At 70.3% G+C, this 12,587-nt stretch carries 13 protein-coding genes and 1 tRNA gene; 8 read left to right on the top strand and 6 right to left on the bottom strand.

Features of this window, described 5'->3' with window-relative positions:
* Positions 1-119: 119 nt before the first annotated feature.
* From FHS88_RS01435 to FHS88_RS01410, 6 genes are all read left to right on the top strand, one after another.
* Positions 120-1,106: an amino acid ABC transporter substrate-binding protein gene (locus FHS88_RS01435; protein ID WP_184481288.1), complete on the top strand. Its 987-nt coding sequence runs from the start codon at positions 120-122 to the stop codon at positions 1,104-1,106.
* A 93-nt stretch (positions 1,107-1,199) separates the two neighbouring features.
* A complete protein-coding gene (locus FHS88_RS01430; protein ID WP_184480561.1) occupies positions 1,200-2,402 on the top strand; it encodes an amino acid ABC transporter permease in 1,203 nt (400 codons plus the stop codon).
* 7 nt (positions 2,403-2,409) lie between these two features.
* Positions 2,410-3,552, top strand: coding sequence for an amino acid ABC transporter permease (locus FHS88_RS01425; protein ID WP_184480559.1), 1,143 nt, complete (start codon positions 2,410-2,412; stop codon positions 3,550-3,552).
* A 32-nt stretch (positions 3,553-3,584) separates the two neighbouring features.
* The gene (locus FHS88_RS01420) at positions 3,585-4,382 is read left to right on the top strand and encodes an amino acid ABC transporter ATP-binding protein (RefSeq protein ID WP_211842439.1); all 798 of its coding nucleotides are present in this window, start codon (positions 3,585-3,587) and stop codon (positions 4,380-4,382) included.
* 96 nt (positions 4,383-4,478) lie between these two features.
* On the top strand, positions 4,479-6,401 hold the full coding sequence (locus FHS88_RS01415) for a potassium transporter Kup (RefSeq protein WP_184480557.1): 1,923 nt from the start codon (positions 4,479-4,481) through the stop codon (positions 6,399-6,401).
* Positions 6,402-6,403: 2 nt separating this feature from the next.
* Positions 6,404-6,775: a hypothetical protein gene (locus FHS88_RS01410; RefSeq protein WP_184480555.1), complete on the top strand. Its 372-nt coding sequence runs from the start codon at positions 6,404-6,406 to the stop codon at positions 6,773-6,775.
* Between the two features lie 64 nt (positions 6,776-6,839).
* Here FHS88_RS01410 and FHS88_RS01405 read toward each other — a convergent pair whose 3' ends face one another.
* The gene (locus FHS88_RS01405) at positions 6,840-7,583 is read right to left on the bottom strand and encodes a class I SAM-dependent methyltransferase (protein WP_211842438.1); all 744 of its coding nucleotides are present in this window, start codon (positions 7,581-7,583) and stop codon (positions 6,840-6,842) included.
* 165 nt (positions 7,584-7,748) lie between these two features.
* Positions 7,749-7,824 (bottom strand) — tRNA-Ala (locus FHS88_RS01400).
* A gap of 122 nt (positions 7,825-7,946) precedes the next feature.
* On the opposite strand from FHS88_RS01400, the gene FHS88_RS01395 reads away from it, so the two are divergent.
* Complete coding sequence (locus tag FHS88_RS01395; RefSeq protein WP_184480551.1) at positions 7,947-8,678, top strand: CoA transferase subunit A; 732 nt, start codon at positions 7,947-7,949, stop codon at positions 8,676-8,678.
* 3 nt (positions 8,679-8,681) lie between these two features.
* Complete coding sequence (locus FHS88_RS01390) at positions 8,682-9,335, top strand: CoA transferase subunit B (RefSeq protein WP_184480549.1); 654 nt, start codon at positions 8,682-8,684, stop codon at positions 9,333-9,335.
* Positions 9,336-9,357: 22 nt separating this feature from the next.
* Here FHS88_RS01390 and FHS88_RS01385 read toward each other — a convergent pair whose 3' ends face one another.
* Genes FHS88_RS01385 through FHS88_RS01370 form a run of 4 tightly spaced genes read right to left on the bottom strand, consistent with a single transcriptional unit; the run spans position 9,358 to position 12,525 of the window.
* Positions 9,358-10,182, bottom strand: coding sequence for a metallophosphoesterase family protein (locus FHS88_RS01385; protein WP_184480547.1), 825 nt, complete (start codon positions 10,180-10,182; stop codon positions 9,358-9,360).
* A 32-nt stretch (positions 10,183-10,214) separates the two neighbouring features.
* Positions 10,215-11,171, bottom strand: coding sequence for an ABC transporter ATP-binding protein (locus tag FHS88_RS01380; RefSeq protein WP_184480545.1), 957 nt, complete (start codon positions 11,169-11,171; stop codon positions 10,215-10,217).
* Positions 11,168-11,935 carry an ABC transporter permease gene (locus tag FHS88_RS01375; protein WP_184480543.1) on the bottom strand — a complete coding sequence of 256 codons (768 nt, stop codon included), beginning with the start codon at positions 11,933-11,935 and terminating at the stop codon, positions 11,168-11,170. Before FHS88_RS01375 ends, FHS88_RS01380 begins: the two co-directional genes overlap by 4 nt.
* A complete protein-coding gene (locus FHS88_RS01370; protein ID WP_338146331.1) occupies positions 11,935-12,525 on the bottom strand; it encodes an ABC transporter permease in 591 nt (196 codons plus the stop codon). The genes FHS88_RS01375 and FHS88_RS01370 overlap by 1 nt, the downstream gene beginning before the upstream one ends.
* Between the last annotated feature and the right edge of the window lie 62 nt (positions 12,526-12,587).

Here is a 12,587-nt window from a genome sequence, read left to right as displayed (position 1 = left end):
GACAGGCCCGACCGGCGGACCCGGCGGGCGCAACGAATGGGAGACAGAGTGTGAGAAAGCCTGCACGGCCCTTCCTGCGGCGCGTCCTCGGCGCCGCCGCCCTGGCGACGGTGGTCACGATGCCCGCCCTGGCGCAGCAGCCTGCCCCCGCGGCTGGCACCTCGCCCACCCTGGATGCGATCCGCGCCCGCGGCACGCTGATCTGCGGCGTCAACACCGGCCTCGCCGGCTTCGCGCAGCCCGACAGCCAGGGCGTGTGGCGCGGCTTCGACGTGGACTACTGCCGCGCCGTCGCCATCGCGCTGTTCAACGACCCCGAGCGCGTGCGCTTCGTGCCGACCACGGCGCAGAACCGCTTCACCGCGCTGCAGTCGGGCGAGGTGGACATGCTCTCGCGCAACACGACCTGGACGCTGTCGCGCGACACCAGCCTCGGCTTCGACTTCACCGGCATCAACTTCTACGACGGCCAGGGCTTCATGGTGAAGGCGAGCCTTGGCGTGCGCACGGCGCGCGAGCTCGACGGCGCGACCATCTGCGTGCAGCCCGGCACCACCACCGAGCAGAACCTGACCGACTGGGCGCGCTCGAACCGCATCAACTTCCGCCCCGTTGTCATCGAGCGGCTCGAGGAAGTGGTGCAGGCCTACCTCTCGGGCCGCTGCGACGCCTACACCACCGACGTCTCGGGCCTCGCGGCCACGCGCTCGGTGCAGCCGCGCCCGGCCGACCACGTCATCCTGCCCGACGTAATCAGCAAGGAGCCGCTCGGGCCGCTGGTGCGCCACGGCGACCAGCGCTTCGCGGACCTGCTGCGCTGGATCCATTTCGGCCTGCTGACCGCCGAGGAACTGGGCGTGACCAGCCAGAACGTGCAGCAGATGCTGAACGACAACCGCCCCGACGTGCAGCGCCTGCTCGGCCGCACGGGCGGGCTCGGGCAGATGCTCGGCGTGGACAACGCCTTCATGGTCAACATCGTCTCGCGCCTGGGCAACTACGGCCAGATGTTCGAGCGGAACCTGACCCCCATCGGCATCCAGCGCGGGCCGAACGCGCTCTGGACGACGCCGGGCGGGCTGCAGTACGCGCCGCCCTTCCGCTGATGTGAACGGCCGCGGGGCGGAGGCTTGATCCCCCGCCCCGCGGCGCCCCCCCGCCCCCCGAGGCGGGCAACAAGACAGAGAGGCCGATCGAGAATGTCCGACGCGACCGCGGACCCCCGCTACCGGCGCAAGCCGCCGAAACGGCCGCTGCGCCTTTCCTGGGCCGACGAGCGTGTGCGAGGCATCGTCTGGCAGATCGTCGTCGTCGGCATCGTCGGCTCGATCATCTGGTGGCTGTGGTCGAACACCGTCCACAACCTCGAGGTCCGGCGCATCGCCACCGGCTTCGGCTTCCTCCAGCGCGAGGCCGGGCTGCCGATCGCCGAGAGCGTGATCCGCTACGACCCGACCGACACCTACCTGCGCGCGCTGACCGTGGGCGTGCTGAACACGCTGAAGGTCTCGCTCATCGGCATCGTGCTCGCGACCATCCTCGGCACGCTGATCGGCATCGCGCGGCTGTCGAAGAACTATCTCGTCGCCAAGCTCGCGGCCTTCTATGTCGAGGTGATCCGCGACCTGCCGCTGCTGCTGCAGCTGCTGTTCTGGTACACCATCATGCAGGGCTTCCCGGGCCCGCGGCAGGCGCTGAACCCCGTCGAGGGCGTGTTCCTCTCGAACCGCGGGCTGAAGTTCCCCGCGCTCGTCTGGGAGAGCGCGCACACCGCCGCCCTGCTCGCCTTCCTCGCGGGCATCGTGCTGACCTGGCTCTACGCGCGGGCCGCGCGGGCGCGGCAGATGGCCGATGGCCAGCCGCGCAAGGTCTGGCCTGCCGCGGTCGCGCTGCTGATCGGCCTGCCGCTGCTGGTCTGGCAGGTGATGGGCGCGCCCTGGCAGATCGACTGGCCGGCGCTGCGCGGCTTCAACTTCCAGGGCGGCATGACCATGAGCCCGGAATACGCCGCGCTGCTGATCGGCCTCGTGACCTACACCGCAGGCTTCATCGCCGAGGTGGTGCGCGCGGGCATCCTCTCGGTCAACCAGGGGCAGTGGGAGGCGGCGCAGGCGCTCGGCCTCAGGCACGGCCAGGTGCTGCGGCTGATCGTCATGCCGCAGGCGCTGCGCGTCATCATCCCGCCCATGACCTCGAACTACCTGAACCTGACCAAGAATTCCTCGCTGGCGGTGGCGATCGGGTACCAGGACATCGTCTCCATCGCCAACACGACGCTGAACCAGACCGGCCAGGCGATCGAGGGCATCGCCATCATCATGATGGTCTACCTGACGATCAGCCTGTCCATCAGCCTGTTCATGAACTGGTACAACGCGAAGATCGCGTTGGTGGAGCGGTGAGGACACCATGAGCGACATCACCGCCAACACCTCCGTCCCCCGCAGCGCGCCGCGGCGCGAGGCGCCGGTCGCGACGACCGGCGCGCTCGCCTGGCTGCGCGCCAACCTCTTCTCCGGCTGGCTTTCCACCGCGGTGACGCTGGCGCTCGGCTACCTGATCGTGCGCGCGGTCATGGGCCTCGTGGACTGGGCCTTCATCAACGCCATCTGGTCGGTGCCCATCGCGCCCAACGGCCAGGCGCAGACCCAGGCCTGCCGCGAGCTGCAGGGCAGCGGCGCCTGCTGGGCCGTGGTGACCGAGAAGCACCGCTTCATGCTGTTCGGCACCTATCCCTACGAGCAGCACTGGCGCCCGGCGCTGGTCTGCGTGCTGTTCGTCGGGCTCTACGTCGTCTCGGCGATGCGGCGCTTCTGGAACTGGACGCTGGTGCCGATCTGGATGGGCACGCTGACCGTGATCGGCATCCTGATGTGGGGCGGCGTGTTCGGCCTGCCCTATGTGCCGCAGGAACGCTGGGGCGGGCTGCCGATCACGCTGATCCTCGCCACCTTCGGCCTCGCCTTCGCCTTCCCGCTCTCGATCCTGGTGGCGCTGGGGCGGCGGTCGAACCTGCCCGCGATCAAGGTTCTCTGCGTGCTGTATGTGGAGCTGATCCGCGGCGTGCCGCTGATCAGCCTGCTGTTCATGGCCTCGGTCATGTTCCCGCTGTTCCTCCCCGAGGGGATGAACATCGACAAGCTGCTGCGCGCGCAGATCGCCTTCATCCTCTTCGCCGGAGCCTACCTCGCGGAGGTGGTGCGCGCCGGGCTGCAGGGCCTGCCGAAGGGGCAGTACGAGGCCGCGGACGCGATGGGCCTCTCCTACTGGCAGAAGACCGGGCTGATCATCCTGCCGCAGGCGCTGCGCATGGTGATCCCGCCGCTGGTCAACACCTTCATCGGCTTCTTCAAGGACACCTCGCTGGTGCTGATCATCGGCATCTTCGACCTGCTGACCGCGGGCAAGACCGCGATCGTCGAGCCTGCCTGGCAGGGCTTCGGCGTCGAGGTCTATGTCTTCGTCGGCCTGATCTACCTGGTGTTCTGCTTCGCCATGTCGAAATACAGCGCGGGGCTCGAGGCCGACCTCAACAAGCACCGCCGCCGCTGACCCGCAACGACGATCTGGGACACGAGACTCCGATGAGCGCAGCCCTCGAGACGACGGAAGGCCACATCGCCTCCGCCATGCGCACGGACGCCCCGCCGGCGATCGTGCTCGACAAGGTGAACAAGTGGTTCGGCGCGCTGCATGTGCTGCGCGACGTGGACCTCCAGGTCGCGACCGGGGAGCGGGTGGTGGTCTGCGGCCCCTCGGGGTCGGGCAAGTCCACCATGATCCGCTGCATCAACCGGCTGGAGACGCACCAGGAGGGGCGGATCATCGTGGACGGGATCGAGCTGTCGGACGACCTCCGCGCGCTTGATGCCATCCGCCGCGAGGTCGGGATGGTGTTCCAGTCCTTCAACCTGTTCCCGCACCTCACGGTGCTCGAGAACTGCACGCTGGCGCCGATCTGGGTGCGCAAGATGCCCAAGAAGGAGGCCGAGGAACTGGCGATGGAATACCTGACCCGGGTCAAGATCCCGGAGCAGGCGAAGAAGTATCCCGGCCAGCTCTCGGGCGGGCAGCAGCAGCGCGTGGCGATCGCCCGCGCGCTCTGCATGAAGCCCAAGATCATGTTGTTCGACGAGCCGACCTCCGCCCTCGATCCCGAGATGATCAAGGAGGTGCTCGACACCATGGTCATGCTGGCCGCGACCGGCATGACGATGATCGTCGTGACGCACGAGATGGGCTTCGCCCGGCAGGTCGCCGACCGCGTCGTGTTCATGGACCAGGGCGAGGTGGTCGAGGTCGGCACGCCCGACCAGGTGTTCAACGACCCCAAGACCGACCGGCTGAAGCTGTTCCTCAGCCAGATCCTGCGCGGGCACTGACGGGGCCGGGGCGGCGGGCGCCATCCCCGCCGCCGGCGCTCCCGCCATGCGCGCGGCACATCGCGGCAGGATTGCGGCAGGCGGGCGTAAGGCCCTATGCCTTGCCACCATGACGCAGCGCAGCGAGCCCGCGTGAGTCCCCCCGGCCACGGCCAGCCCAGGCCTCTGCGGCCCGCCCTGATCCTGGGCGTGCTCGGCGTCGTCTATGGCGACATCGGCACCTCCCCGCTCTATGCCATGCGGGCCTCGCTGATCCATTTCCAGAGCGAGGGCACCAACCCCGAGGCGGTCCTCGGCATCCTCAGCCTGATCTTCTGGTCGCTCATCGTCGTCGTCACGGTGAAGTATGTCGGCTTCATCCTGCGCGCCGACAACCGCGGCGAAGGCGGCATCATCTCCCTCATGGCGCTCGCGCTCTCGGCCCTGCCCGAAGGGACGTGGCTGCGGCGCGCGGCGCTCGTCATCGGCATCGTGGGCGCGAGCCTCTTCTTCAGCGACGGGATGGTGACACCCGCGATCTCTGTGCTCTCGGCCGTCGAGGGGCTGAAGGTGGTTGACCCCATCTTCGAGGACGCGGTGATCCCCCTCGCGCTCGTGGTGCTGCTCGCGCTGTTCCTCGTGCAGTATCGCGGCACGGGCAGGATGGGCGCGATCTTCGGGCCGGTGACGGCGGTCTGGTTCGGCACGCTCGCGCTGCTCGGCATCGCGCAGATCGTGCAGAACCCGGCCGTGCTCGCCGCGCTCTCCCCGCACCATGCGATCGAGTTCGCCGCAACGCATCGCGTGGTCGCCTTCATCGCGCTCGGCGCGGTGGTGCTGGCGGTGACGGGCGGGGAGGCGCTCTATGCCGACATGGGGCATTTCGGCGCGAGGCCGATCCGCTTCGCCTGGCTGTTCATCGTGCTGCCCGCGCTGGTGCTGAACTATTTCGGCCAGGGGGCCCTGCTGCTCGCCAACCCTGCGGCGATCGAGAATCCCTTCTTCCTGCTGGCGCCCGAGGCGCTGCGCCTGCCGCTCGTCTTCCTCGCTACCATGGCGACCGTCATCGCGAGCCAAGCGATGATCTCGGGCGCCTTCTCGGTGGCGCGGCAATGCGTGCAGATGGGGCTGCTGCCGCGCCTCGTGGTGCGCCATACCTCGGAGACGGAAGAGGGGCAGATCTACCTGCCGCAGATCAACTTCGCCCTGCTGATCGGCGTCATCATCCTGGTGCTGGAATTCCGCGATTCCGACAGCCTCGCCGCCGCCTACGGCATCGCCGTGACGGGCACCTTCGTCTGCACCAGCCTGCTCGCGGCCATCGTGTTCTGGAGGCACTTCCGCTGGCCGGCGGTGGTGGCGCTGCCGCTCTTCGGCGCCTTCTTCGTGATCGACGCGACGTTCTTCGCGGCCAACCTGCTGAAGGTGCCGCAGGGCGGCTACTTCCCGGTGCTGCTCGGCATCACGCTGTTCCTGATCATGACGACGTGGAAGCAGGGGCGCGAACTGCTCTTCGCCCGCTTCCGCCAGGATGGCCTGCCGCTCAAATCCTTCATCGCGCGGCTGCCGCAGTCGCGCACCATCCGCGTGCCGGGCATGGCGGTGTTCATGACGAGCCAGGCCGATTTCCTGCCCGGCGCGCTGCTGCACAACCTCAAGCACAACAAGGTGCTGCACGAGCGCGTGCTGTTCGTCACGGTGCTGAACGAGCCCGTGCCCTTCGTCGCCCCCGAGCGGCGGCGGGAGGTCGAGGCGCTCGCCCCCGACATCCACCGCGTCGTGCTGCGCTACGGCTTCCAGGAGAGCCCGCACATCCCGAAGGAGCTCGAGGCGCTGAAGGAGGAAGGCATCCGCTACGAGCCGATGCAGACCTCCTACTTCCTCGGCCGCGAGACGGTGGTGGCGGCCGCGGTGCCGAAGATGTCGCGCTGGCGGCAGTGGCTCTTCACCATCATGTCGCGCAACGCGGTGCCGGCGACCGAGTTCTTCCGCATCCCCTCCGACCGGGTGGTGGAGCTCGGCGTGCGGGTGGCGATCTGAGCATGGCGAAGGTGACGGTGATGCTGGCGCTGGCGGCCGGGCCGGGCTTCCCCGAAGGCAGCCCGGAGCACCGCTACGAGATCGAACTCGGCCTCGATCCCACGGGCCGGCCGGATGCCGCCGCCTGGGCCGCGGACCCCGAGCCCTGGCGGGCCCGGCGCATCCGGCCCGGCGCCGAGCCGCTGCGCGGGGACGTGCAGCACGACCCCGACCATGGCTGGTCCATCCGCTTCTTCGAGGCGGCCGCGGACAGCCCCGACGCCCCGGAGACGCGCTTCGACTGCGGCCCCGACCCGGTGCGCCCGGGCGAGCATGTGACGGTGACGGAGCCGGACGGGACGGCCTTCGCCTACCGGGTCGTGGGCATCGGCTGATCGGCGGCGGGCCGGCGCGCGGCGCGAGGGGCTGCTGCCCGGGCGGGCCGGGACGCGGGCAGGATCAGGCGGCCAGGGGCGCCTTCGCGCGGTAGGCGCGGAAGATGCCGAGCTGGATCTCGCAGCGGACCTCGGTGAAACCAGCGCCGGCCAGCGCCTCCTCGATCGCGGCGGCGGGCACGCAGGCGTCGATCGTGTCCCAGAAGTAGCGCATCATCCGCCGTGCATCGCGCCCGCCGCCGAGCCAGCGGGAGAGCGAAGGCACCACGTGCCCGAGGTAGAAGCGCAGCGCCGCCTGGCCGAAGGCGCTTTCGGGGTGGTCGATCTCGAGCAGCAGCACGCCGCCGCCGGGGCGCAGGACGCGGCGGAACTCGGCGAAGGCCGCCCCGAGATCGGCGAAGTGGCGCAGCGCATAGCCGACCGTGACGAGGTCCATGCTGGCATCGGCGAGCGGGATGGCCTCGGCCTTGGCCTGGACCAGCGGCAGGCCGAGGCTGCGCGCCTCGCGCAGCATGCCGGGGCTGACATCGAGGCCGACGAGATCCTCCGCGCGGCCGAGGATGCGCAGCGCCTCCCGCGCCACGAGGCCGGTGCCGATCGCGACGTCGAGCATGCGCTGGCCCGGCGCGAGGCCGCTGCGCATCAGGGCCTCCCGGCGGTAGCGCGGGCCGGTGCCGAAGGAGAAGACGGCGTCGATCTGGTCGTAGGAAGGCGCGCCGCGGTCAAAGAGGGTGCGCACGAAGGGCTCGCGCGCCGCCTCGCTGCCATAGTGCTGGGCGAGCGGCGGATGGGGCGGCAGGCGGCTCATGGGCAGGCCTGCACGCGCCTGGACCGGGCGCGGCATGAGGCGAATGGGCTGGGGTGCTGCACGGCGCGACGGCCTTCGCTGCGGAGGGGCGAGCAGGCTAGCCGAGCGCGGCCGGAGGACCAAGCGGCCGCTCTGGCGCGGCCATCAGCGGAAGCCGGGGCGGGGTGGTGGAGCCAAGGGGAGTCGAACCCCTGACCTCTTGAATGCCATTCAAGCGCTCTCCCAACTGAGCTATGGCCCCCCGGGAAGAGGCGCGCGGTATAGCCTTCGCCCGCCGCACCCGCAAGGGGGGGCTCGCCCCCTTCCGGCGCGCCGCGCGGAACGGTAGGGAGGGGGCCTCACGTCACGGTTCCGGGGGCACCCATGGGCAAGGTCTATCCTGACGCGAAGGCGGCGCTGGCCGGCGTGCTGCGCGACGGCATGGTGATCCATTCCGGCGGCTTCGGCCTGTGCGGCATCCCCGCCCTGCTGATCGAGGCGATCCGCGAGAGCGGCGTGAAGGACCTCACGGTGGTGTCCAACAACGCGGGCATCGACGATGCCGGGCTCGGCCTGCTGCTGAAGACGCGGCAGATCCGCAAGATGATCTCCTCCTATGTCGGAGAGAACGCGGAATTCGCCCGCCAGTACCTCGCCGGGGAGCTCGAGATCGAGTTCAACCCGCAGGGCACGCTCGCCGAGCGCATCCGCGCCGGCGGCGCGGGCATCCCGGCCTTCTTCACCCGCACCGGCGTCGGCACAGAGGTGGCGAAGGGCAAGGAGACGCGCGAGTTCGACGGCGAGACCTACGTGATGGAGCGCGGCATCTTCGCCGACCTCGCCATCGTGCACGCCTACATGGGCGATACCGAGGGCAACCTCGTCTATCGGAAGACGGCGCGGAACTTCAATCCGATGATGGCCACCGCGGCGAAGGTGACGGTCGCACAGGTCGAGCACCTGGTCCGCCCCGGCGAGATCGACGCCGACCACATCCACACGCCCGGCATCTTCGTGAAGCGGATCATCGCCTGCCCGCCGGGCTACGAGAAGCGGATCGAGCAGCGCACGGTGCGCAAGCGCGAGGCGGCCGCCGCCGCCGGTGAGGAGGTCTGAGCGATGCCCTGGACGCGCGACGAGATGGCGGCCCGCGCCGCCCGCGAACTGCAGGACGGCTTCTACGTCAACCTCGGCATCGGCATCCCGACGCTGGTGGCCAACCACGTCCCGCCGGGGATGAACGTGCAACTCCAGTCCGAGAACGGCATGCTCGGCCTCGGCCCCTTCCCCTATGAGGGGGAGGAGGATCCCGACCTGATCAACGCCGGCAAGCAGACCATCACCCAGCTTCCGACCTCCTCCTTCTTCGACTCCGCGACCTCCTTCGGGATGATCCGCGGCGGGCACATCGACCTCTCGATCCTTGGCGCGCTGCAGGTGGCGGCGAACGGGGATCTCGCGAACTGGATGATCCCCGGCAAGATGGTGAAGGGGATGGGTGGCGCGATGGACCTCGTGGCCGGGGTGAAGAAGGTGATCGTGCTGATGGAGCACACCGCCGGCGGCAAGCCGAAGCTGCTGAACCGCTGCACCCTGCCGCTGACCGGCGCGCGGGTGGTGGACATGGTGGTGACCGACCTCGGCGTGTTCGAGATCGCGCGCAAGGGGCCGGAGCGGCTGGTGCTGACGGAACTCGCGCCGGGGGTGAGCCTCGAGGAGATGCGCGAGAAGACGGAGGCCGCGTTCGAGGTGGCGGCGAAGCTCGCGGCCTAGGACACCGCCGGATGGCGGGGACCTAGCCCCCGCGCGGGTAGGTCAGATCGCGGATGTCGTCGAGGATCGGCCTGTCAAGGCCCGCGGGCGCGAGAAGTTCCGTCTCCGCGCGATCCGCATGAAGATGGTGCAGGAGCGCGCCGCACAGCCGCTCCCCAGGCAGGCCCGGCTGCTCGTCCGGATGGACCAGGAAGGAGAGCGGCGGGGCCCAGGCGAACGCAACCCGGCCGCGCTCGAAGCGGTGATGCAGGTGCAGATGGCCTGATCCGACGAGCCTCAGGGCCGGGTGGTCGAGGACCGGTGCGAGGGCCGGCCGCGCCGCCGGCGGCACCGACCAGTAGTCGAAGGTCGGATCCTCCGGCGCGGTGACGAAGACCGGCTTGTGCAGGAACAGCGCGATGCGCCGCTCGCCCGCATCCGCGAGAAGCCCAGGCAGCGTCGCCGCCTGCTCCGCCTCCTCCGCGAGCCCCGTGCCCATCACCTCCGAGTTCAGGCCGATGACGCGCCAGCCCGGCAGGTCCACCACGCCGCGACCCGGGCCGAGATGGGCGCGGAAGCGGTCCAGCCGAGCCGCATCCACAGGCTGGCGCGGCATTGTGCGGGCATGGCTGCCGACATCGTGGTTGCCCGGCAGGGCGAGCAGTGGCGCGGGAAGGTCGGCATGGAGTTCGGCGGCGAATGCGAGGTCCTCCTCGTGGTCCGCGCCGTCGAGGGAAAGATCGCCAGTCGCCACCACGAGGTCCGGCGCCAGCGCCTCGGCCAGCGCCCGGATTCGGGCGAAGTTCTCCCGGAACAATGGGCTGCGCGGGGAGAGGTGGGCGTCGGAGATCTGCAGGATGGTGGGCATCGTGGCCTTCGTCGCTGCTTCGTTTCGGTGCGTCAGGCCGGCAGGCGCAGCACGGCCTCGGCCTCGACGGCAAGGCGGAGGCGGCTGCCCGGCATCGGTGGCGAGGCGGCGATCTCGAAGGTGATCTCGGAGTCCCCGCCCTCGGGCAGCGCGATGACACGGTAGCGCCCCCCTTCGAAGAAGCAGGCCCGCACCGTGGCGGGGATTGCCCCGCCCGGATCCACGCGCAGCGCTTCGGGCCTGCAGAAACGGTCCTGCCCGAGATGGTTCAGCGTGCCGAGGAACTGGCCGACGAAGCGCGTGGAGGGGCGGCGGTAGACCTCCTCAGGCGTGCCAGTCTGCGCCACGCGCCCGGCTTCCATGACGACGATCCGACGCCCGAGTGCCATGGCCTCGGCCTGGTCGTGCGTGACGAAGACGGCGGTGACGCCGAGCGCCTCGAGCAGCGCCGCGAGCTCGCCGCGCAATGTGTCCCGCAGCCTCGCATCGAGGGCACCGAAGGGTTCGTCCAGCAGCAGCAGGCCGGGCGCGGGGGCGAGCGCGCGGGCAAGCGCGACGCGCTGCCGCTGCCCGCCCGAGAGCTGGTCTATGCGGCGCGAGGCGAGGCCCTCGAGCCGCGTCAGGCGCAGCATCTCGGCCACGCGCCGGTCCCGTTCGGCGCGGCTCACGCCCCGTACCTCGAGCCCGAAGCCGATGTTTCCTGCGACGTCGCGGTTGGGGAACAGGGCGTAGCCCTGGAAGACCATGCCGATGCCGCGCTTCTCGACCGGAAGGCGCGTCACGTCCTGCCCGTCGAAGAGCACGCGCCCGCCGCGGTCAGGCGCGGCGAGGCCGGCGAGCAGCCGCAGCGTAGTCGTCTTGCCGCAGCCCGAGGGCCCGAGCAACGCGGTGACGGATCCGGCGGGGAAGTCGAGCGTGGTCGGATGCAGCCCGACCGTGCCGTCGGCGAAGGTGCGGGCGCAGGCTTCGAGGCGCGCGGAGATGCTCATCGCGCGACCCTGTCCGCGACCGCCTGGAGAAGGAGCATGGGCGGCACCACCAGGAGCAGGAAGACAAGCGTGAAGGCCGAGCCGATCTCGAGCCGCATCGAGGCATAGGAATCGGCGAGGCCCACCGGCAGCGTCATCGTGAAGGGCGTGGCCAGCAGCAGCGTCGTGTTGAACTCGCCGAGCGAGAGCGCGACCACCATCAGGCTGCCGGCCAGTATGCCTCGCCGCGCATTCGGCAGCACGATGCCGACGAAACGCTGGCGGAAGCCCGCCCCGCAGGCCCGCGCCGCCTCCTCGAGCGTGACGAGGTCAGTGCTGCGCATGGCCGCAAGCGTGGCCCGCAGCATGAAGGGCAGGGTGAAGACGATATGCCCGATCAGCACGAAGCCCCAATGCGTCCGGATGTTGCCGACCGCGCCCCACAGCAGGATGAGCCCGAGCGCGGTGGCGAGGCCTGGCACGGCGAGCGGCAGGGTGAGGAGCTCCTCGACCAGCCGCGGCCAGCGTCCTTCCGAGCGTGCCAGCGCATAGGCGGCGGGGACGCCGAGCAGCAGTGTCGCGATCAGGCAGCAGCAGGCGATCCAGGCGGAGAGCGCGATGGTGTGGGCGTAGAGTTCCCATACGCGCTCGATCCAGCGCGTGGTGAAGCCCCCCGCGATTCCGAGGAACCAGTTCGCCGTCACGCCGGCCAGCGCCGAGAGCAGCACCGGCACCAGCAGGAAGGCCGCGACCAGCAGCGTGACGAGGCCGGCGAGGAGGCGCATCACGCCTGCGCCGCGACGGAGCCGCCGCCGAAGATGCGCGCGATTGCGAGCGCCAGCCAGGTCACCACGCCGAGCAGCACCGAGAGCGCCGCCGCGGTGGCGAAGTTCGTCGCCAGCGTGAACTCGGTATAGATGACCATGGGCAGCACGCGGATGTCGGTCGCCAGGGTGAAGGCGGTGCCGAGGGCACCCATGCAGGTCGCAAAGACGATCGCGCCAGAGGCGACTAGGGCGGGCGCGAGGCCGGGCAGGATCACGTCGCGCACCACGCGCCACGGGCCAGCGCCGAGGCTGCGCGCCGCTTCCTCGAGTGCCGGGTCGAGCCCTTCGGCCGCGGCCATCACGGTCACGACGCAGCGCGGCAGGGAGAAGTAGAGATAGCCGAGCGCGAGGCCCGCGAGCGAATAGGCGAAGACCAGGCGCTCGCCCGTCAGCGCCTCGGTCGCGCCGCCGATCACGCCCTGGCGGCCGGCCAGCAGGATGACCATGAAGCCGACCACGACGCCCGGGAAGGCGAGCGGCAGCGTCATCAGCGCGACCAGCAGCCTGCGCCCGGGGAAGCGGCGCCGCGCGAGCACGGTGCCCACCACCGCCGCAAGCGCGACGGAGACGAAGGCGACCGCGGCCGAGAGCAGTACCGTGTCACGCAGTG

Source organism: Neoroseomonas alkaliterrae (assembly GCF_014199195.1).
Taxonomy (GTDB): Bacteria; Pseudomonadota; Alphaproteobacteria; order Acetobacterales; family Acetobacteraceae; genus Neoroseomonas; species Neoroseomonas alkaliterrae.
Note: the sequence above shows the minus strand (reverse complement) of the source record. Positions and strands in the feature narration are given on the sequence as shown.